19 protein-coding genes and 2 pseudogenes are annotated in these 22,122 nt (G+C 42.7%); 14 read left to right on the top strand and 7 right to left on the bottom strand.

Going from position 1 to position 22,122, the window contains the following annotated elements:
- Positions 1 to 8: 8 nt before the first annotated feature.
- The 11 genes and pseudogenes from ACFTRD_RS16395 to ACFTRD_RS16345 form a co-directional block, all read left to right on the top strand.
- Complete coding sequence (locus ACFTRD_RS16395; protein WP_379381866.1) at positions 9 to 794, top strand: class I SAM-dependent methyltransferase; 786 nt, start codon at positions 9 to 11, stop codon at positions 792 to 794.
- On the top strand, positions 775 to 1,725 hold the full coding sequence (miaA, locus tag ACFTRD_RS16390) for a tRNA (adenosine(37)-N6)-dimethylallyltransferase MiaA (RefSeq protein WP_379381864.1): 951 nt from the start codon (positions 775 to 777) through the stop codon (positions 1,723 to 1,725). Before ACFTRD_RS16395 ends, miaA begins: the two co-directional genes overlap by 20 nt.
- 532 nt (positions 1,726 to 2,257) lie before the next feature.
- The gene (gene hfq, locus ACFTRD_RS16385) at positions 2,258 to 2,500 is read left to right on the top strand and encodes an RNA chaperone Hfq (protein WP_017687918.1); all 243 of its coding nucleotides are present in this window, start codon (positions 2,258 to 2,260) and stop codon (positions 2,498 to 2,500) included.
- Between the two features lie 166 nt (positions 2,501 to 2,666).
- Positions 2,667 to 5,342, top strand: coding sequence for a PBP1A family penicillin-binding protein (locus tag ACFTRD_RS16380; RefSeq protein WP_379381861.1), 2,676 nt, complete (start codon positions 2,667 to 2,669; stop codon positions 5,340 to 5,342).
- A gap of 277 nt (positions 5,343 to 5,619) precedes the next feature.
- A complete protein-coding gene (locus tag ACFTRD_RS16375) occupies positions 5,620 to 6,183 on the top strand; it encodes a ribonuclease FAU-1 family protein (RefSeq protein WP_062328169.1) in 564 nt (187 codons plus the stop codon).
- A 112-nt stretch (positions 6,184 to 6,295) separates the two neighbouring features.
- Complete coding sequence (locus ACFTRD_RS16370) at positions 6,296 to 7,267, top strand: AAA family ATPase (RefSeq protein ID WP_192267968.1); 972 nt, start codon at positions 6,296 to 6,298, stop codon at positions 7,265 to 7,267.
- 120 nt (positions 7,268 to 7,387) lie between these two features.
- A complete protein-coding gene (hflX, locus tag ACFTRD_RS16365; protein ID WP_379381858.1) occupies positions 7,388 to 8,674 on the top strand; it encodes a GTPase HflX in 1,287 nt (428 codons plus the stop codon).
- An 84-nt stretch (positions 8,675 to 8,758) separates the two neighbouring features.
- On the top strand, positions 8,759 to 10,012 hold the full coding sequence (locus tag ACFTRD_RS16360; protein ID WP_379381856.1) for a methionine gamma-lyase family protein: 1,254 nt from the start codon (positions 8,759 to 8,761) through the stop codon (positions 10,010 to 10,012).
- A gap of 81 nt (positions 10,013 to 10,093) precedes the next feature.
- A complete protein-coding gene (locus ACFTRD_RS16355; RefSeq protein ID WP_063563200.1) occupies positions 10,094 to 10,507 on the top strand; it encodes a MerR family transcriptional regulator in 414 nt (137 codons plus the stop codon).
- 128 nt (positions 10,508 to 10,635) lie between these two features.
- Positions 10,636 to 11,964 carry a type I glutamate--ammonia ligase gene (glnA, locus tag ACFTRD_RS16350; RefSeq protein WP_379381854.1) on the top strand — a complete coding sequence of 443 codons (1,329 nt, stop codon included), beginning with the start codon at positions 10,636 to 10,638 and terminating at the stop codon, positions 11,962 to 11,964.
- A gap of 563 nt (positions 11,965 to 12,527) precedes the next feature.
- Positions 12,528 to 12,836 (top strand): annotated as a pseudogene (locus tag ACFTRD_RS16345) (transposase); the annotation flags it as partial.
- A gap of 312 nt (positions 12,837 to 13,148) precedes the next feature.
- Here ACFTRD_RS16345 and ACFTRD_RS16340 read toward each other — a convergent pair.
- The 5 genes from ACFTRD_RS16340 to ACFTRD_RS16320 form a co-directional block, all read right to left on the bottom strand.
- Positions 13,149 to 13,703, bottom strand: coding sequence for a hypothetical protein (locus ACFTRD_RS16340; RefSeq protein ID WP_379381852.1), 555 nt, complete (start codon positions 13,701 to 13,703; stop codon positions 13,149 to 13,151).
- 71 nt (positions 13,704 to 13,774) lie between these two features.
- Positions 13,775 to 14,503 (bottom strand): hypothetical protein, encoded by a 729-nt coding sequence (locus ACFTRD_RS16335; RefSeq protein WP_379381850.1) that lies wholly within the window; start codon positions 14,501 to 14,503, stop codon positions 13,775 to 13,777.
- A 180-nt stretch (positions 14,504 to 14,683) separates the two neighbouring features.
- Positions 14,684 to 15,151 (bottom strand): hypothetical protein, encoded by a 468-nt coding sequence (locus ACFTRD_RS16330; protein WP_379381848.1) that lies wholly within the window; start codon positions 15,149 to 15,151, stop codon positions 14,684 to 14,686.
- Positions 15,152 to 15,671: 520 nt separating this feature from the next.
- On the bottom strand, positions 15,672 to 15,875 hold the full coding sequence (locus tag ACFTRD_RS16325) for a zinc ribbon domain-containing protein (RefSeq protein ID WP_379383087.1): 204 nt from the start codon (positions 15,873 to 15,875) through the stop codon (positions 15,672 to 15,674).
- Between the two features lie 266 nt (positions 15,876 to 16,141).
- On the bottom strand, positions 16,142 to 16,813 hold the full coding sequence (locus tag ACFTRD_RS16320) for an SOS response-associated peptidase (protein WP_379381846.1): 672 nt from the start codon (positions 16,811 to 16,813) through the stop codon (positions 16,142 to 16,144).
- Positions 16,814 to 17,329: 516 nt separating this feature from the next.
- Between ACFTRD_RS16320 and ACFTRD_RS16315 the strand changes: the two are divergent.
- Positions 17,330 to 17,500, top strand: a pseudogene (locus ACFTRD_RS16315) (IS3 family transposase); the annotation flags it as partial.
- A 75-nt stretch (positions 17,501 to 17,575) separates the two neighbouring features.
- Here the strand turns inward: ACFTRD_RS16315 and ACFTRD_RS16310 are convergent.
- Positions 17,576 to 18,214, bottom strand: a complete 639-nt coding sequence (locus ACFTRD_RS16310; RefSeq protein ID WP_379381844.1) for a bZIP transcription factor — start codon at positions 18,212 to 18,214, stop codon at positions 17,576 to 17,578.
- 1,129 nt (positions 18,215 to 19,343) lie between these two features.
- On the opposite strand from ACFTRD_RS16310, the gene ACFTRD_RS16305 reads away from it, so the two are divergent.
- Positions 19,344 to 20,645 (top strand): aldehyde dehydrogenase, encoded by a 1,302-nt coding sequence (locus tag ACFTRD_RS16305; RefSeq protein ID WP_379381842.1) that lies wholly within the window; start codon positions 19,344 to 19,346, stop codon positions 20,643 to 20,645.
- Positions 20,646 to 20,748: 103 nt separating this feature from the next.
- Here ACFTRD_RS16305 and lexA read toward each other — a convergent pair whose 3' ends face one another.
- Positions 20,749 to 21,375, bottom strand: a complete 627-nt coding sequence (lexA, locus tag ACFTRD_RS16300; RefSeq protein ID WP_192267951.1) for a transcriptional repressor LexA — start codon at positions 21,373 to 21,375, stop codon at positions 20,749 to 20,751.
- Positions 21,376 to 21,679: 304 nt separating this feature from the next.
- On the opposite strand from lexA, the gene ACFTRD_RS16295 reads away from it, so the two are divergent.
- Complete coding sequence (locus tag ACFTRD_RS16295; RefSeq protein WP_192267949.1) at positions 21,680 to 22,057, top strand: LysM peptidoglycan-binding domain-containing protein; 378 nt, start codon at positions 21,680 to 21,682, stop codon at positions 22,055 to 22,057.
- Positions 22,058 to 22,122: the final 65 nt, after the last annotated feature.

The following is a 22,122-nucleotide window of genomic DNA, read 5'->3' as shown; positions in this document are numbered from 1 at the left end:
AGGAAGTTATGTATATTACAACCGGTGAAAAGGAAGCAGGCCACCTTGTGGAACGTGCGCGAAACCTTGCGGAAACAACAGGAGGCACCTATATACCACGCAAAAAAATGTCTTTACCTACACTGATTGCACATTATGGGATAGATGAGGTTGTTGTTGTGCTTCAGGGTAAAGTACGTTTGTTTCGTCCGGATTCACCGCTGCTTGAGTTTCACCCCAGCATGGGATTTGTACGCGCCAAACGTGTGTTAAGGGGAGAGGCAGACCCAATGCTGGAAGCGGGAGCTGTGCTTGAAGGGGATACCATTATCGATTGTACTGCCGGACTCGGCACCGATGCGTTGGTCTTTTCGGTGGCGGTGGGCGAAAGTGGTCGGGTCATCGCATGTGAGAGCTCCCTCCCGCTGTACACACTATTAGTAGAGGGCATGTCTCAATATGAAAGCATTAAGCCTGCGGTAAACGAAGCTTTCCGGCGCATTGAGCTGCGTCACGCAAATCATCTTGATTTGCTGCGTTCCATGCCCGATCGAAGCTGTGATACGGTCTATTTTGACCCGATGTTCCGTGAACCGATGCTCGATTCAAGTGCCATCCAGCCTTTGCGGGATTATGCGAATCCAAGCGCACTGGATGAACAGAGTGTTATTGAAGCAAAACGGGTTGCCCGCAAGCGGGTAGTTATGAAAGAGAAGCGCGGCAGCGCGGAGTTTACGAGACTCGGTTTTGAAGTGCACGACCGGGGCAATGCAAAAACACTGTACGGAGTGATTAATGTTGAAAGTGGAAGTTAAACCGAAACTGCTTGTACTGGTCGGACCAACAGCAGTAGGCAAAACAAGAATGAGTATTGAGGTTGCACAGGCGTTTAATTGCGAGATAATTTCGGGGGATTCCATGCAGGTATATCGGGAAATGGATATCGGGACGGCGAAAATTACTCGCGATGAAATGAAGGGTATACCCCATCACCTCATTGACATCCATGAACCGGAATATCCCTATTCCGTGGCGGAATTTCAGGAGAGCTGCACACGTCTGATTGGGGAAATCCATGAGCGCGGCAAGTTGCCTTTTATTGTTGGTGGCACCGGTCTGTACGTGGAATCGGTAAGTTACGGCTTTCAATTCTCGGAAAGTGGCTCGGATGAAGCGTTCCGGGATGAACAGTTCCGTTATGCAGAGCAACATGGCCCGCAGGCATTGCACGACAAGTTACGGGACGTTGATCCCGTCAGTGCAGATCGACTGCATCCAAACGATCAACGCCGAATTGTTCGTGCGCTCGAAATCTATCACCTCACAGGTGAAAAGTGGTCTGAGCAGCTCGCTGCCCAGAAAAAAGAGTCTCCGTATGATCTGCTTATTGTTGGGTTGACCATGGATCGTCAAAAGCTGTATGAGAGAGTGGAAGAGCGAATTGATCTGATGATCGAGCAGGGTCTGGTAGATGAGGTCAAGTCTTTACTGGAGCGAGGGGTAGCGAGGGGGCATATCTCCATGCAGGGACTCGGCTATAAGGAAATTGCGGCTTATCTTCAGGGTGAAGTCAGCTGGGAGGCTGCGGTAGAGTGGCTAAAAAGGGATACACGCCGTTTTGCCAAGCGGCAATTGTCCTGGTTCCGTCATATGAAGGACATTGAATGGGTGGATATGACGGATACCACAGATTTTAATGGAAATTATACTCAGGTATGTGAGATGATCACACGCAAGTTTGGCTGAATATAGAAGGTGCCTTTCGCACCCGATATTTAGGCCTTTAGAACCTCTATCTTTTGAAATAAAAGGTAGAGGTTCTTTATTTTTTTAGGAAAAGGATGTCATTAAAAGAGGGGATAACTGGTGTCGTATACAATATTAGTTACTTTCGCAATTGCGGGTTTAATGGCCCTGATCTGGGTATTTATTTAATGTTCAAGACCAATACCTACTTGAAACTTCTGATCAAGGATAGAATAAAAACGGCAAAATATTCCGTTATCCAAGGAATAGGGGGAACCGTTAACAGACCAGGAAGAATAGAAGAAAAGCCTTGGGAAAGTAAGAATTTGTCCCTCTTTTGCAATTTTGCCAAGCGGTGTATAATGGATAAGTCTTCTAGTTGCAAGCGAAGCTCACACATAGCTGCAAATAGCAGACAAGGGGTTTTTGTGGATTATATGAAACTGTTCATGATATAATAGCACGAAAGCTACTCAGCGATATTGAATATTACTTAAACACGAATTCAAATGAACCAATGGGGGTACGGCTAATGAACAAGTCCATCAACATCCAAGATACGTTCTTGAACCAACTGCGGAAAGAAAACATTCCAGCTACGGTCTATCTGACTAATGGCTTTCAAATCCGCGGAACGATCAAGGCATTTGACAATTTTACGATCGTCATTGACAGCGACGGACGCCAGCAAATGGTCTACAAGCACGCCATCTCCACGTTCACGCCGCAACGCAGCGTATCGCTGATGCAGCAAGATAACAGCGGCGAGGCTTAAAAAAAGTCGAAACCTTTTTATCAACCATTTCGTCTACAAGTATAGGAATTGAAGCAGAGCAACCTAATAAGGGTTGTTCTTTTCATTCCGGGCAAAATAAGCAAATACCAGCTTGCGCCAACAGACGAATAGAAATTATGCATCCGAAAGGGAGTCAGGAGGTAACATGCCAAACGATCCGTTGTCGAGGTCTAACAATCGCAACAGCAATAACAAGTCAACCAAAAAAGCGAAGCCAAAGACCTCTAAAAAGAAAAAAATTACGGGTAAACGCGTTGGATGGACATTGTTTTTTACCATGGCAATCGCCATATTCTGTGCACTTGGCGGATATTTATTTATTATGGTGAGTGGTGAAAAACTGCTCAAAGCCAATCTGGACAAAACAACAATCAATGAAACTTCAAAAGTATATGACCGTAACGGACAGCTAATGGGTGAGTTATCCATTAAAAAGCTGGAGCCGGTAGAGAGTGACGCTATTCCGAAATTGCTCAAGGAAGCTTTTGTTGCTACAGAGGATAAACGTTTCTACGAGCATCAGGGTGTGGATATCTGGTCCATCGGACGGGCGGCGGTAAAAGATGTCATGGCCCGCTCCATGGTGGAGGGCGGCAGTACGCTGACCCAACAGCTTGCAAAAAATATGTTCTTGTCTCGTGACAAGACATTCTTCCGTAAAGCAACGGAAGTTTCCATTGCGATGGCATTGGAGCGCAAATACACAAAAGACGAGATTCTTACGATGTACTTGAACCGGATTTTCTTCGGTCATCAGCGTTACGGGATTAAGGCTGCATCTGAATTTTATTTTGGAGAAAAAGATTTGAACCGGCTTGAATTGTGGGAGATTGCAACCCTGGCAGCCATGCCTAAAGGGCCATCTGCTTACAACCCGCTGAGTAATCCTAACGATTCCAAAGCACGGCGTGGTGTGGTATTGCAGCTGATGTACGAACAAGGCTACATTACCAAGGCAGAAATGGATAAAGCCAAAGCAGTCGATTATAAATATACACCACCTGAGAAAGAGCAAAAGTACCAAGCCTTTATCGATTATGTTCTTCGTGAAGCTGAAAGTGTGTCAGGTAAAACGGAAGATGATCTGAATATTGGCGGATACAAAATTTACACAACGATGGATGCTCAAGCTCAAACAGCGATGGAGAACGCGTTCTCGGATGATAGCCTGTTTGAGTCAAGCAAAGATGATCAACCGGTTCAAGGGTCTATGGTAATCATGAACCATGAAAATGGCAGTCTCGTTGCATTGCTGGGCGGACGGGATTATCAAACGAAGGGCTATAGCCGGGTAACACAGAGCCGCAGACAGCCTGGATCGGCATTTAAACCGATTGTGTCTTATGCGCCGGCTCTTGAATCAGGGAATTACAATGCAAACTCAGCTCTCAGTAATGAAAAGCAATGCTTCGGGAATTACTGTCCGGGTAACTTGCATGGGTATTCTTCAACCATTAGCATGACGGATGCCATTACGAAATCGGAGAATATTCCGGCAGTATGGCTGTTAAACAAAATTGGTGTGAACACAGGTGTTCAATTTGCAAAAAGTGTAGGTATCCAGCTTACAGATGAAGACAAAAACCTGGCGATCGCGCTGGGAGGTCTTAGCAAAGGAACAAATACGCTGGAAATGGCGCAAGCCTACAGTGCTTTTGCCAATTTGGGTGAGTACCAGAAGGCATATGCCATTAAGGAGATTAAGGATAGTTCCGGGAAAACGACTTATAAACATGACAAATCAGATACAACGCGTGTCATGAGTGAGCAAAATGCGTACTCCCTGACCCAGATGCTGCAAAACGTAGTGAATGACGGTACAGGTCGTTCCGCGCGTCTGGATCGACCGGTTGCTGGTAAGACGGGAACCGTTCAAAGTGGTATTTCCGGCAACAGTGCCAACCGTGATGTTTGGTTCGTCGGATATACGCCAGAATGGACTGCAGCAGTATGGATGGGTTATGACAATCCGGATGCAACCCATATGCTCAAGAATAGCAGTAAGCTGTCAGCAGCGTTCTTTGCCAAAGTTATGGGGGATGCGTTGAAAGGCGTTCCTGTGAAGGACTTCAAAGCTCCAGCAGGAGCCCAGACACCTCCGCCTGAAAAAGAACCAGAGCAACCGACGCTTTCAGTGAGTGGTTTGAATGGTGCTTATGATCCATCTACGCAAACGGTATCGTTGAATTGGTCTGCAACAGGGGATTCATCGACACAGTATCGGGTTTACAGAAAAGAAACATCTGAGGGACAGTTCACGCACCTCATTGATGCGGTTGGTTCGACCAGTGCGCAGGATCTAAGTGCGCTCCCTGGTCTCACGTATGAGTATTATGTGACGGCCTATGATCTGGCTTCAGGACAGGAGACGGATCCGTCCAATACGATATCGCTGATGATTGAAGCGAAAGAATTGGAACCCCAACAGCCAGATCCGGGTACAGAGCCAGGAACGGAACCGGACACAGGACAGCCAGGAACAGAAAATCCGGACAACGGTTCGCCGGGGAATGGAAATTCTGAAGGTAACAATGGCAATGGCAACGGGAATGAGAATGGTAACAATGGTAACGGCAATACCGGAAACGGAAACGGTAATGGGAATAACGGCAACAACGGTGGACCGGGTCAAGGTAATGGTCAACCGGGAGACGGAAGCACCCCGCCAGGACAGGGAACAACAGATCCTGGTACAGGAGAGGATTCGGGTGATGGTTCCGTATCAACACCGGGTGAGGTAGTTACACCGGATAGTGGAAACAATGGTAACGCTGGAGAGACTGATGCTCCAGTAGATGCTCAAACCGGAACTGGTGGTTAAAAGAAAGATATAGTTTTACCTGTAGGCCTGCTTCCCGAAATTTCGGCGAAGCAGGCTTTTTTGTTTTTTTAAGACATCTGTAAATAGACTGGAATCTGCTGAGTAGTGGGACAAAGCTTGATTTTGAGTGTATAACTTAAATATGGTAAGCTGTAACTATTCGTAATACGTTGTGCAAAGCGGATCCAGGAACTGATGGAGTCGGTAATGCGGACGTTATTCGCTGTTCACCAATATCAGCAGGTCACGGACCTGTGGTCGGCAAAGAGGGGTTCGTATGAAACGGAAATTCGGGGACCGCGCGAACTGGCGCCGGATTACGAACCGACAATTTACATGCCGGTTCGTTCAATCCAAAATTTTCACAGGCTACATTACATTGTACACGATACAAGATTTAAAAGAGCCATTGTGGAAAACCTATGGAGGAAGCACCTTCTGCATTGCAGATAAAGGCTATTCCTGGTTGCAGTATTATCCCAAAGGGGAACATTTTGTGGTTACGGCCATGTTTGATGATCAGGAGCGGATTGTTGAGTGGTATATTGATACATGTCGCAGCCAAGGGATTACCGATCAGGGTGTTCCTTGGTTTGATGACCTTTATCTCGATGTCGTCGTCCTGAAAGATGGAGAAGTATTTTTGCTGGATGAAGATGAACTTGAAGATGCGCTTTCTCGTAAGCATATTACGACGGGGGATTATGACCTGGCCAATCGGACAGCCAAGGATTTACTGCATGCCATTGATGCCCATGTGTTTCCTTATTTCCAATTGTCGCTGAAGCATCGAAAGACCTTGTTCGAAAACGGAGAATTCAGAAAAAATATTCATATTTGATTCATGATCAACGAGTCTTAGAATTCTTCGTCATCCTTCTAATATTAGAGCACCTGATAGAATACATTAATAATCAGGAGAGTTCAGCCCGATAAAATAGAGGTGATGGCGAATGAACGGACGGGTCATGGCTGCAGGAGGGCAACCGGGAGGCAGACCATCCAGACAAATTAATGTTGTTTTGCGTAACCAGGAGCCTCAGATGCTGGTCAAAGAAGAAGAGACGGCAATCCAGGCAGCAAAAGGGTTAGCCAAGCATGCGCATTTTCAGGAGATTCAAGGTGAATTGGAGCAGTTGGTTGGACTTGAAAATATCAAGGATTTGGTATTCGAAATTTACGCTTTCTTACAGATTGCCCAGATGCGTACCGAAGCAGGACTGCTAAGTGGAGCGCACGTGTATCATATGATTTTCAAAGGCAATCCGGGAACAGGTAAAACAACAGTAGCGAGGATTGTGGCAAAGCTGTTTCAGAAGATGGGTGTACTCAGCAAAGGGCATCTAATTGAAGTGGAACGGGCAGATTTGGTTGGAGAATACATCGGACATACGGCGCAAAAAACGAGAGATTTGGTCAAGAAGGCATTAGGTGGAATCTTGTTCATTGACGAGGCGTATAGTTTGGCTCGGGGTGGAGAGAAGGATTTTGGAAAGGAAGCTATCGATACACTTGTAAAGTCCATGGAAGACAATAAGAATCAATTCATTCTTATCCTCGCAGGGTATTCGGAAGAGATCGATTTTTTTCTGCAGACGAATCCGGGGTTGCCTTCCCGTTTTCCGATTCAGGTTGAATTTCCAGATTACAGTATTGATCAGTTAATTCAAATTTCCGAGATTATGGCCAAAGAACGTGATTATATTCTAATGCCGCAGACCATACTCAAATTAAAACAGCATCTGCTCCAGGAAAAAAATGAATCTCTGCATGCGTTCAGCAATGCACGATATGTCCGAAATGCCATTGAACGCTCCATTCGCCACCAGGCAGTTCGACTATTGGAGCAGTATACTCAGGGGAATCCGGGAAAACTGGAGCTGATGACCATTCGTACAGAGGATTTGAAGTTTGAGCAAAAGTAAGCGATAATATAATTTTTGAAGCAGCCGGCCGGGTTAACCGGTTCGGCTTAAAGTATGCCATGGGAATCATGGTGGCAATAAATACATGCAGATGCGTAAAAGAAGGAGTGAATATACACGATGACAAATGGTACACATGATACAGACATGGTAAAAAAGGATCGGGCCATATTGGTGAGTCTGATCACGGATGAAGTTAAGCGTTCGGGTATTAACCCGGAGTACTCTCTGGAGGAGCTGGTGAAGCTTGCCGAGACAGCAGGCGTGGAAGTGCTGAGTGTACTGTCTCAGAACCGGGAAACACGGGATACCAAATGGTTTATTGGCAAGGGGAAAGTGGAGGAGCTCCGAGCTGTGGCTGAGGAAATGGGAGCAACAACAGCTATTTTTGACCAGGAACTGTCTGGTGCTCAGGTTCGTAATCTGGAAGAAGCGCTGGATCTCAAAATTATTGACCGTACCCAGCTTATTTTGGATATTTTTGCACAGCGCGCCAATACGAGAGAAGGTATTATTCAGGTTGAACTGGCTCAATTGAGCTACTTGCTTCCACGTTTGTCGGGTCACGGTAAGAACCTGTCCAGACTCGGCGGCGGAATTGGAACACGGGGACCGGGTGAAAGTAAGCTGGAGACGGATCGTCGGCACATTCGTGGCCGCATTGATGACTTGAAACGTCATCTGGAGGAAGTGACACGTCACCGCAAGCTGCACCGGGAACGTCGCAAAAAAACGGGTATCGTACAGGTTGCCCTTGTAGGTTATACGAATGCCGGCAAATCAACCTTGCTTAAACAATTAACGGCAGCAGATGTGTATATTCAAGACCAGCTCTTTGCTACACTTGATCCGACATCACGGACAATGGAACTGCCAAGCGGCAAAGAAATCGTACTGACGGATACGGTAGGATTTATACAAAATCTACCCCATGACCTGATTGCAGCTTTTCGGGCAACGCTGGAGGAAGTGAATGAAGCAGATCTTATTTTGCATGTGGTGGATGCATCATCCGCTATGCGCGAAGACCAGATGAGAACCGTACACACGATTTTGCAACAATTGGGTTCAGGGGACAAGCCGCAGTTGGTGTTGTACAACAAAAAGGATGCATGTACTCCGGAGCAGCTTGAAATGCTTCCATTGGATAAAGACCATATCAAAGTGAGTGCGCTCGATCCAGAGGATTTGCAGAAAATTCGGGAGCTGATCCAGGGGGAACTAACTGGTGATACAAAGCGGTTCCGTATTCCGGCTGAACGTGGAGATCTTACGTCTGTGCTTTACAAAATAGGGGATGTTGTTGAGACCACTTTTGAAGAGAATGATGTCATTTATGAAGTGGAACTGCAAAAAGGTGAATATGAGAAATTTGGTTACTTACTTGAAGATTTTATACAACTGTAATATTGATGACATACTTGTATGATAAGTTGACACGATAATTGATATTTGACGTTAGATACGTGCTATGAAGGGGAATGAAGCAAGATGGCAAGCTTTGATTCAGAAATTAGTGAACTTCAACAACAGGTTGAACGCCAGATTGAGGGACAATTACAACAGATAGACCTTATCACTGATCGTAATCAGTGGAAAGTAATTGAAGCTTTTCAGCATAGAAAAGTCAGCGATTTTCACTTTGCCGGTTCAACGGGTTACGCTTATAACGATCGCGGGCGTGAAGTGCTCGATGAAGTGTATGCAGATGTGTTTGGTGCAGAGGCGGCATTGGTACGTCCTCATTTTGCATCAGGAACTCACACAATCGCTACAGCTTTGTTTGGTGTACTTCGCCCAGGTGACGAACTGTTGTACATTACAGGTAAGCCCTATGATACATTGCATAAAGTGATTGGCAAGCCTGGCGATGGTACAGGGTCGTTACGTGATTTTGGCATTGGCTATCAAGAGACGGCTTTGCTGGAAGATGGCGGAGTAGATTGGGCAGCCGTAGAGAAAAGGATCAATGCAGCAACCAAAGTCATCGGTATTCAGCGCTCCAGAGGATATGATTGGAGATCTTCCTTCTGCATTGAAGAAATCGCTGATATGGTTGCACGTGTAAAGGCAATCAAGGAAGATGTCATCGTATTTGTGGATAACTGTTATGGTGAGTTTACGGAGGAACGTGAACCGACAGAGGTTGGAGTAGATCTGATGGCAGGTTCACTGATCAAGAATCCCGGTGGAGGTCTGGCGGAAACCGGAGGATACATATGCGGGAAGGAAAAGTATGTGCAATTGGCGGCATATCGTCTGACTGCTCCTGGAATCGGTGGTGAGGTTGGGGCAATGTTAGGCACGACTCGCGGCATCTACCAAGGACTTTACATGGCGCCGACAATTGTCGGACAGGCCATTAAAGGCAGTGTATTCGCTTCAGCGATGTTTGCCGCATCCGGATTTGTGACCAAACCGGCATGGAATGAGACACGTACCGATTTGATTCAGGCTGTTCAATTTCGTTCAGCAGAGCATTTAATCGCCTTTGTGCAAGGGATACAGCGGGCAGCTGCAGTAGATAGTCATGTGGTTCCTGAACCTTGGGACATGCCCGGTTATGAACACCCTGTCATTATGGCGGCAGGTACGTTCATACAGGGTGGAAGTTTGGAATTGTCTGCTGATGCACCTATCCGTGAGCCCTATATTGGCTACATGCAGGGTGGATTAACGTACTCTCATGTTAAATATGGCGTTTTGATGGCGTTGCAGACCATGAGAGAGCGTAAATTATTGTGAGTTTATCTAACACATCATTGACACTTAGTAACAACTAAATGTACAATAAGGGAAGAATAGATGACTGGAAGGTTGATGAAGATGGGTGACGAAATTCGCAGAAATATGGCCTTATTCCCGATAGGTATTGTAATGAAACTTACGGATCTGTCCGCGCGTCAGATTCGTTATTACGAGCAGCACAGTTTGATTGTTCCTGCAAGAACGTCAGGTAATCAGCGTTTGTTCTCGTTTAATGATGTAGAACGCTTGCTGGAGATTAAAGCTTTGATTGAAAAAGGGGTTAACATTGCTGGCATCAAGCAAGTAATGAATCCTGTATCCAAAGAATCCGAAGAGGCGACTGTTATTACCGCCGATACGGAAGTGAAGCGCAGAGAACTGTCGGATTCTCAGTTGCACCGTCTGCTGAAACAACAACTTGTGTCAGGTAAGCGACCTGGACAAGTATCTCTCATTCAGGGAGAGCTTTCCCGTTTTTTCAATAAAAAATAAATTCGTATAACCTCGAAGGTCAGGGAAAATCCCGTTTTCGGGGAGGAGAACTCCTTGACCCGTGCAATTTTCTAATGTACAAATATAACAGGCAAGCCATTACGCAGAGAAGAAAGGGAGAGGGTATCGTGAGTTTTACTAAAGAAGACATACTACGCATCTCAAAAGAAGAAAATGTTCGATTCATTCGACTGCAATTTACCGATTTGCTTGGAGCTATCAAAAACGTTGAGATTCCTGTGAGCCAGCTTACCAAGGCTCTGGACAATAAAATGATGTTTGATGGTTCTTCCATTGAAGGTTATGTGCGTATCGAAGAATCCGATATGTACCTCTATCCTGACCTTGATTCTTGGCTCATTTTCCCATGGGTCGCAGAGAACCGTGTTGCACGCCTGATTTGTGACGTATATCTTCCAGATGGTAATCCGTTCCCAGGAGATCCACGTGGCATCTTGAAACGAAACCTTAAGGAAGCCCAAGATATGGGATTCACTTCCTTCAATGTTGGTCCTGAACCAGAGTTCTTTTTGTTCAAAACAGACGAAAAAGGAAACCCGACTAACGAACTGAATGACCAAGGTGGTTATTTCGACCTTGCTCCTACGGATCTTGGTGAAAACTGTCGTCGTGATATTGTTATCACACTTGAAGAAATGGGCTTTGAGATCGAAGCTTCCCACCATGAGGTCGCTCCAGGTCAGCATGAGATCGACTTTAAATATGCTGATGCGCTGAAAGCAGCTGACCAGATCCAAACGTTCAAACTCGTTGTTAAAACGATTGCACGTCAGCATGGTTTACATGCTACATTCATGCCGAAACCGCTGTTTGGTATGAACGGATCCGGTATGCACTGCAACCAATCCTTGTTCAAAGGCAATGAGAACGCATTCGTTGACGAGTCGGACGAGCTGGGTCTGAGCAAAACTGCACGTCACTTCATGGCTGGAACTCTGAAGCATGCACGTGCGTTTGCAGCAATTACTAACCCAACTGTGAACTCATACAAACGTCTTGTACCAGGTTACGAAGCGCCTTGTTATGTAGCTTGGTCTGCTAGTAACCGTAGTCCAATGATTCGTATTCCAGCTTCCCGTGGTCTGAGTACACGTGTTGAGGTTCGTAACCCGGATCCAGCTGCTAACCCTTACTTGGCTTTGGCTGTTTTGCTGAAAGCAGGTCTGGATGGAATCAAACGTGAGCTCTCCTTGCCAGCTCCAATTGACCGTAACATCTACATCATGTCAGAAGAAGAGCGTGTGGAAGAAGGCATTCCAAGCTTGCCAGCTGACCTGAAAGAAGCATTGAACGAATTGATCCGCAGCGAAGTCATCTGTGACGCACTCGGCGACCACGCCCTGGCTCACTTCTACGAGCTGAAAGAAATTGAGTGGGACATGTACCGTACACAAGTCCACCAATGGGAACGCGATCAATATATCACGTTGTATTAATAGCTGAATCCCTTGGCGCTCTAGCGCTGAGGGATTTTTCTTTTTGTGGGCGAGTGCTAATAAGAATAACATGAAAAGATAATGCCCACAAAATGCCCATAAATTTTTTGCTATTCAAAAATGTCTTGGGTAAATTTTTCGGACCTGTCCATATTGCTTGTCTGGATCTTGCCCGAGATGTGGGCATATATATCTGATGTGATCTGAATGCATTCATGGCCTAGTATGTCGGAGAGAGTGAATGGGGAGAGAGGGGAGATCACAACGTTGTAAGATATGGGAAAAGCATTGAACAATGATGATTTAGGCATGAAGTTTCCGTCTTCCCTACATAGAACTAGATCAAGATCATGGTGGTATCTATCCCCAAGTATTCCTTTGTTATGTTCCTGCCACTGTCTATGAAATTTGATATCATTTATAGGGCATTTCTTCAAACTGATTAAGTGGTAATATATGGGTTAATTATATTAAATGAATACACGATGCGAAATTCACGAGAGACAATAGGGTCTAATTCAAGATTTGTTTCCACCTGAACGAAAACGACAAGGAGGACGTCCGCATTGGACAATCGAATCATGTTAAACGTGATGCTATGGGTGGCTCGTTCAAGCGCCGCTTGGTGTGATCTACCAGGCCACTTCCCCAATTGGAAATCCGTCTACACCCGCTTTCGACGCTGGCAGAAAACGGGCATTTGGGATGAAGTGTTAAAGCATGTTTCTCTAGATCCTGACGAGGAAAGCGTGATGATTGACGCCACGATTGTGCGAGTTCACCGGCATGGATCAGGCGCAAAAGGAGCAAAGCAAGTAAGCGATCGGACGTTCCCGAGGTGGATTAAGCACAAAAATTCATGGGGAAGTTGACGCGTTAGGGAATCCACTTCGCTTCGACTTGACCGAAGGCGTGTATTCATGAAGAAGTTAAATGTATATTTACTAAAGGAATTAATTTAAATGATCTCCAAGCATTAATCAATAAGCCAATCACTTTAGAGGGTTTCTTGGTATTCTCCTCAAATAACAATTTATTGCGGCTTGAGATTGAAGAATTTGAACTTATTTAAAGTTTCAATGAGTCAACAGAAGTGAATTAAAAAAGAAGTAATCAAAAAAATCTCTGTTTGTAAAATCAAACAGAGATTTTTGCGATTTAAAAAGTCGTACACATATGCACAGTTAGTTTGGTAATTGGCCTGAACCTACATATTTCTCTTTCTTGCTGTTCCACTTATAGTTAGCAACAGCAATTTCCCATCCACCTTCAGGATAGTAGCTCTTCCAAAGTTGTTTTATTTCCCCTGTTTTCGAAATCTCTATCCGAACATCTCCAGTAACAGATAGTTTCTTTTTTAAGGTTCCGTCCTGGTACTTGTATACGAACAACTCAGTATTCGAAGGGGAATAATCAAGAGTAACAGCTACATGCTTTTCTTTAGCCGAGATATTGAGGATGTGAAATATTGGATCTTCATCGCTGTAATAATTTGTGTCTATAAGGACGATAACACCTTTAGAGTTAATCAAATAAAAATTGCCTGAGTCAGTGATTAATAAATGTTCTTTCTTATTATCTCCGTTTAGGTCTACTGATTTACTGACTGTTAAACGCTCCCTAGGGAATTTCTTTACAAACAAAGTCTTCGGATTAACGGAAGCAGCATCGGCAGTTGATGGTAAGTAAATTACCCCGAACATTGTTAAAGCACAGATAAACGCAATAATTTTTCTCATTATAAATTTCCTTTCTAGTAGCGGTATTTCAGCGGTCTTTCAAATCAAGAAATTCTTTTGGTGAATGTACGTTAGTTAGTAGTGATTTTCTTTTCACTAACATCAGTAGCGAAAAATAAAATCCCCGCTACTTCTGAACCGAGTACACTGTAACGTATTCCATCTCTTTCGGTCGATTCGTCAACTTTAATCCAATCAATGCCTTCTCGGTAAACGTTCATATCAGTAAGTACTTCAGTTATAGCAGTTGGGGGGAGATTTGGATTAACAGCAAGAATAATAATTCTCATTGTTAGTAGAACATCTGTACCTGATTCCGTAGTTCCGTTAGGGCTTCCAGTCATTGTGATATCTCTTACAGAACTGTCTGCTCTGTTAACCCCTCCAGCAATTCCTACATAATCGTTAAGCCTGTACTTAAATCCATCTTGGTCTTTTCCCGGTCTCACTTCTAATTCTTTCTCGATTCTTATGTGTGAAACACCAACTTCTTTAGCACGTCTGTTAAACGAGTCTCTGAATTCCTCAGGTGTCATATGTAAACTTCCCGGTATTTTTTCTTGATCTATTCCTTCTTCCTTAACCTCTTCTTTTTTTAACTTCGTTTCTTCTTTGCTTGTAACAAGCTTCTCAGTCTCAAAAACCTTTTCAGACTTATTTTCAGCAGGGGTCACTGCTTTAGTCACGAACTCTTGTTTCTGTTCTGTTGAATCATAACTATCAATGCTGAAGGTTATTACTCCGGCTATGATAACGATGATTAACCAAAACCACCATTTTTTTTGAATAGGCTTTTTCAACCTTATTCCTCCTTATATAGAAATGATTAACAACATAAATAGTCTATCAGGACTAGGTATATTTTGCTATTAAAAATAGTGTGGGTGTGAAGTGATGAATACATATAAAGTACTACAAATGAAAAATGCTCTCCAGCTTCATGCAGGAGAGCATTTTTTGAATTTGTACTATAATATTGTTTAGCTGTGTTTTGTAAATTGAATTGTATAAGGTTCGTTGTAGTTGTTGATGCCGTTATCCATAATTCTGAAGTAAACCTTCTCACCAGGTTTAGCACTCATCCCAATTGCCTCAGCGTATCCAGGCCCATTCCAGTTATCCATTTGAATGGACAGTATCGCACCGCTTGCATCCATTTTAATAACACCCATAATAATATCGAAATTAGCTGGTGGGGTAGCAATAACGCCAAATGAGATTACAGAAGATCCATTTGTGTTGTCTACAACATAATAGTCATTATCACTCATGCTATCTAAATACTGTGTTGCGCTAAATCCGGAAGATTGATTAACGCTTGAATACATTACTTCCGCAGTCTCAAAAGTATCTGCCCAACCAGTTGCAGCGAATGCCGAACTTGAACCAAATGCCAATAAACAAGCAGTTGCCATAACAGAAATAGAGAATTTTCTTAATCTTTTCATATTCAAACCTCCCAAATATACTAGAACCAATAAAGTAAGATTCTGTTATAAGTTGTTATTTGAAATTAAAGATATCGAAGAGCTCTCACATAATTAGGTCGGCCAACCATGGTTAAATATACCATATATAATTCGTATTTGTAAATAATTCCTTTGTAAAATGTTGGATGTATAAATATTATTTTGGAGTTTGTTGTTTATTTCTAGATCGAAACGAGTTATTATCTGCAGGAAAAGCATGCCTTTTGTCGAATTGATAGATTGATGATGAAATGAATTATACATATAAGATATTATCCACAGATATGACTTTCTCGCAGCAGCATTAACCCAGGTCCGCGTATCCGTCTGGCATGTTCTGGATGATCGCGAGCACATCATTGACTATGGTGGTCCGGTGGAGGAGTATAGCCCAGTATCCATTAAGATCGTGGGGAAGAGATACTTTCGTGATACGTTTGAGTTTAGGGTACAAAAATAGGAGCCTCTATCAATTGGCTCCATTGTTAACTATGAATATTTATTGTTTAAAACTAAATGTTTCAAATGTCTCAAGAAATTCTGACAAGGCATAGAACCCCATCCCGATACATAGAAACCCTACGATAAAGCAACCAATGATCGAATTAGCAAATCCACTGGATCGTCCGTAATGTTCTCCGCAATTGGGACACAGAATAGCGGAGCTAGAAATTGGATGTCCACAGGATCTGCACGGCTCCATTTTTTTACTTCTTCGACCAGTCAATCTCCTATAGATATTAAGAAACATTCCAGCGATGCCCATTAAACCCAGTATAAATAGTGCTATGATAAAGCCTGCAAAGAATAACATACCAAAGATCTCACTGATATTATCAATCACAACGAACCTCCAACTATGTAATTAACCTAGAATAGTCTATCAGACCTATGTGGTTATTTCCATTTATTTCTGAGTTAAAAGCAAAAAAAAGTGATGACCCCTAGGGTATCACTTCAGTTGAACTTCTAATTTACTTCCTTCAATAATTCTTCATTGTTATTCCGTACATTGCCAACTTCCTTCGGCACCTTGTAAGCTCGCATCTCAGAGGCTGTATATGGCTTCAGTAAACCGAGGAGCGACTGAACATCATCGTTGTCTCTTCCGAGCCATTCAGCCTCATCCTCAGGCCGCAGGATAACCGGCATGCGATTATGGATGTTTTCCATGAGAGTATTGGGTTCGGTAGTTATAATTGTGCACGTACTCAACTTATTGCCGTCCGGACCTGTCCAGGTGTCATATAATCCAGCAAGTGAAAAAATGGAGTCGTCTTTCATAAGAATCCGCAGCGGCTGCTTGGCCGATCCTTCTTTACGCCACTCGTAAAACCCGTTCGTAGGGATAATGCAGCGCTTAGATCTGATCAGGCGTTTAAAGGCTAGTTTTTCGGCCAGCGTTTCAGCACGAGCGTTAATCATCTTATTACCAATCTTGTCCTCCTTGGCCCAAGTAGGGACCAGACCCCAACGGAGCGAACCTAATCTATTTCCGTCTTTGCTTCCAATAATGGTTGGGATGTACTGCATAGGTGCAGCGTTGTAATTCGGCTTGTACTCAAATCCATATACAATCGAAGCATAGTACCTGTTCATGATAGCATCAATGGGGTCAGTGATTGTAAATCTTCCGCACATGATAATGCCTCCTTTGAGACTCTATACTATGTAATTTTACTCTAATCTCTTAGAATAGAAACAGGGGATTTGTGGAGATACGCATCCAGAAGCTTAGTCTATTAATTGGAGCAGTTGTGTTGGCATTTAGCTTAGTTTCTAACCAATCTGTAAACGCAGCTGTGGATTACAGTGGGGATTGCTAGATGGGAAGCAACTTTATAACAGTGGCGGCTTCACAGAAGGAAATTTGATAGGCACTGAAGTTATAGATAACAATGAATCAACAATTTTCACGATAGAAAAGGGAACACCTGGATCGGCGGGAGCTTTGGATGATATTTACTATGATTTAACAACTCTCCGTTCGATTTTATAATATTGACTTAAGGCAGATAGAGCGACAAATGATATTCTGGAATTATTGGACGTGAATGAAAATTATCTCGGCAATATTTCTGTTACCGTGACTGATGGGTGGCTTATATTGTTATCTGAAGCAATTGCAGGGGTTAGTAAAGTTAGCCTGTAAACATAAATAATGCCTCCCAAGAATCATTCTTTGGGCATTTTAAGGATGAAACAAATATAAAAGAATGCGAAACACTAGAAGAAGTCAAACGAGAAATTAAGTGTTATATGATGTATTACAATCATTATCGAGGACAATGGAATTTGAAGAAGCTGCCGTCTGTAAGATACAGATAGCAGCTTCTTCAAATTGTCTATTTTTTTCAAATGTCCTTTACAAAGGTTACACTTTATAACTGGTAGTACCTTTTATTATCTTACTGTATATTCAAAAACTTCATCTTGTATCTTAATTACAGCTTTTAATGGTTTGTCACTTTCAGCGACCTCGTTCGGTATCTCTGCAAGATAATATAACGTGGTGGTTTTTAGAGGATTGACGCTGGTAATGTTACTGTAAGTGAAGTCTTCTCCTCCTTTTTCCTCAACGGTACTGAAAGTAGGGTAGTCATACTGATTATCAAATATTAAGGTGACGTTTGCTATTTCATCTGCATCAATGCCGGTAGTATATAAATTTTTGGCTTTGATTGTGAGTGCAAAATATGTAGAATCATCTTCTTTTGATTCGTAGTATGTATAGAAATTGCCTGGTTTTGAAGGTTCAATCTTTTTAGAAAACTTTTGTTTAGATACTGAAATTTCCGCAAACCCGTCTATCGTTACTGTTTCTCCTTTTTTAATTGAAGTTGCAGTACTTTCTTGTTCTTGATCAACAGAATCTGCAGATGTTTCAACTGCTGGCTCTTCTTTGGATTCTGTTTGTGATAAAGTAGATTCTACTTTATTCGCAACGCCCCCATCACTTTTTGAATCGGCTTTAGATTGAGGTGAGCAAGCGGCAAGTGTTAAAAATGCGGTAACAAGCAAAATACCTGATACTATTCTCATATTACTAATAATCCTCCTATATATGTTCTTATTATATAGTCTATCAGACCTAGGAAAATGTTTCTATATGTAATTCTTAATATCTCTGATTTCACTGTATATAAGGGAACGTATATTCGTGCGTAAGTGAACACTAGGTGATTAACTTGCTAACGGATTATCAATGTAAGGTCCTATGGATCTTATACAACTACAAAGGTGTTGGCGCAAGTTTCCCACAGTCCACGAGTTGACGGCAAATATAAACCAGACGTCTTGGCTGTTCTCGAAGCTCTTATAGACGCGGAATACATAACATTGGGATAACAAGTCGGATACGTCCAACAAAGTCATTTTGGAAGGACCCAAGGTTGACTACACTCCACCTCCGGGGAACATTGACTATTGGACTGAATATTAGGGGAGGCGCTTGTCATACGTAGTAGACTTGAAGGAAACGTATTGTATGAAAGCTCAAGGATGATTATGCTAGAGTATAGAGAGGCTTGGTTGGCGCCGAAATAGGTCTCTGTTAACTAATGAATTTGTATGGCTTTTTAATTGGGAGAATTCGGATTGAACAGAGTCATATAGATGACGCTTAGTACCTTTATTTCAGATGATGTCAAAGTAGTAATGTAATCAAAATGAGTATTTGAAACGAGTTTCTTCATTATAATAAGAAAAAAGGGCGCCCACAAAATGCCCGCAAAAGTCTGAATGATTATGATTAGTTTTGAAAAGTATGGAACATAAACCGTATGCAAGTCCATCAATGGGAACGCGATCAATATATCACGTTGTACTAATAGCTGAATCCCTTGGCGCTCTAGCGCTGAGGGATTTTTCTTTTTGTGGGCGTGTAACTATATACTTAACGAAAAACCAAAATGCCCACACCAAATGATTAGTGATGGTTAAGGATTTCATTCATTGAACTATGATTAAGAGGTTCCCATTCAAAGTACATATCCGTGTAGGATTTCTTGGTTACATCTTGTCAGTTCTGAGAAAGAAGCAGCGGATAATTGTTAATGTATATTCACAGAATTTGTGTCATCACCTTATGTTGATAGTTTCATATAGATGCGATATGATACATTTATGTTTTTAGTAATTAAATTTTAGGCAATTAATTGGAGATGTAAATATGGAGTTAGAAAAGAAAATCGTTGCGCAGCAGCGCACATTGTTTAATACAGGTCAAACCAAATCGATTGAGTACCGTATTTGTGCTCTCCAGCAATTAAGACAGGGAATTGAGAAATATCAGCAACGTATTCTCGATGCACTTCGTGTGGATCTGAATAAATCCGAAACGGAAGCTTATGGATCCGAGATTCGTATTGTGTTGGGCGAGTTAGACTTTGCTTTGGATCATATAGAGGAATGGGCTGCGCCAAGACCAGTGCCGACGAATTCTGCTATACCTGATGGCGCAAGTACAATTTATCCTGAACCTTATGGTGTTGCTCTGATAATCGCACCGTGGAATTATCCATTCCAACTGGCCTTTGGTCCGCTAATTGGAGCTATTGCTGCAGGTAACTGTGCCATTATCAAGCCCTCTGAATTAACGCCAGCTGTATCGCGCCTGACTTATGATCTGGTTCACGAGATATTTCCTGAGGAGTACGTCGCTGTTATGGAAGGGGAAGTGGGGACCAGTACAGCACTGTTAAAGGAAAAGTTTGATTATATTTTCTTTACAGGCAGTACAGGTGTGGGTCGCATTGTTATGAAGGCAGCAGCTGAGCATTTGACCCCGGTTACGTTGGAATTAGGTGGGAAGAGTCCGGTCATTGTTAATAAAGATGCGGATCTGAATCTGGCAGCTCAGCGCATTGTGCGCGGTAAATTCCTGAATGCCGGACAAACCTGCGTCGCTCCGGACTACTTGCTTGTGCACGAGCATGTACATGACAAATTGCTGGAATTAATCAGCGCAGAGATTGAGGACAAATTTGGTGCTGATGTGTTGCAGAACACTGATTTTCCGCATATTGTCAATGATCGCAACTTTGATCGTTTATCCGCGTTACTCCAAGATGGCAAAACATTGATCGGTGGGCGTTCTAAACGTGATCAACTGTTCATTGAACCAACAGTACTGGGTGAAGTGGATTGGAAGTCACCTGTTATGCAAGAAGAGATCTTTGGTCCAATTCTTCCTGTGTTTAAATATAGTGATCTTAACCCGATGCTAGAGGAGATTATTCGTCGTCCAAAACCACTGGCATTATATCTCTTCACTCAGGATGAGGTTCTCCAAAATCAGGTTTTGAACCAAGTATCTTTCGGTGGCGGTTGTATTAATGATACGTTGTCTCATATGACATCACATTATCTCCCGTTTGGCGGAGTAGGAGAAAGTGGAATGGGTTCTTACCACGGTCAGCAGAGTTTCGATGTGTTCTCACATCATAAGAGCGTGCTCAAACGCAGCAAATAAATCATAATAAGCACTACGTACACAAAGAGGTTGTCCTGATGAACAGGGCAACCTCTTTGTGTATTTCATTATGATACGAACCAACGGACCAACTTCAATCATATTAATGTATATCACGGAAAAGGCCAATGACTTTACCCAGAATACTGACGTGTTTCAAACGCAAAGGTTCAAAGGTCGCATTCTCTGGTTGAAGACGAATATGATCTTTCTCCTTGTAGAACGTCTTCACCGTAGCTTCATCGTCTTCAGTCATGGCTACAACGATATCGCCGTTATCCGCAGTTTGCTGCTGACGTACGATAACATAGTCTCCGTTAACAATGCCTGCTTCAACCATACTGTCTCCCACAACCGAAAGCATAAATACTTTTTGCTCGCCTACATAGTGCGTAGGAAGGGGAAAGTAATCTTCGATGTTCTCTGTTGCTGTAATTGGAACCCCAGCAGTAACCTTACCAACAATAGGAATGCGAGCGACACTGTGAGCAAACTGATGTGAATGCTCTGACTCTTCCTGGCTTAGAAGTTCAATGGCTCTTGGCTTGGTCGGGTCCCGTCTTATGAGACCTTTCTTCTCCAAACGATCCAGATGTCCATGTACTGTAGAGCTGGAAGCCAATCCAACGGCTTCACCAATTTCGCGTACGGAAGGAGGATACCCCTTCAACCGGACTTCATTACGTATAAATTCCAGAATAGCCTGTTGCCTGCTGGATATCTTCGACATACCGTATCAACCCCATTTTAGTAACGTTTGGGAAAATTATAACATAGAACCTCCGTTCGTACAAACATAAGTTCTAAATAATAAGGCATAAAATCAATGTTTTTTTGCAAATTAACATGAATTTTTTCTGTTTATCCATTCAAATACTGCAAATGAAAGATTTCATATTATAGAAGAAAGAGATAAGAGGTTATCTACAAATAAAAAAAAGCGAACAATTGTTCTAAAAAGTTATTGAACAAAACAAATGTTCGTGTTATATTGGTTTCAACAGATAGGAACAAACGTTTGGAGGTTAATAATTATGAGATATTCTACTTATCAAAGCATTTACGAACCGGTTAATACAGAATTGGTTAAAACAAACATAGGGAACTTCAAGAAGGTATTTACAAAAGGCAAAACACCAACATGGATGTTGAAATTAGTAATCGTATCTTTAATCATATTTATTGGATGCAGCACAGTACTCACTGTATTTGCAGGCAATGAGAACAACCTGTTACCTGGCGGGAAGACGGTTGTTTCGCAAGGTGATACGCTTTGGAGTATATCATTGGATCACAAACCGGAAAGTATGGATACACGTATATATATAGAAGCAATTAAAAAAGTGAATCAACTTCAGTCGACTTCAATACAGGTAGGGCAAGTGCTAATACTGCCTCAATTCACTGAGTAAACTGCATATCTATACGCATAAATGCGTATCAACTTGACAAGCAGCCTTTATCATGTCAAAGTTAA

Origin of the sequence: Paenibacillus sp. NPDC056933 (assembly GCF_042674385.1) — a bacterium.
Taxonomy (GTDB): Bacteria; Bacillota; Bacilli; order Paenibacillales; family Paenibacillaceae; genus Paenibacillus.
The sequence above is the reverse complement of the archived record's forward strand: the minus strand, read 5'-3'. Positions and strand labels throughout refer to the sequence as shown.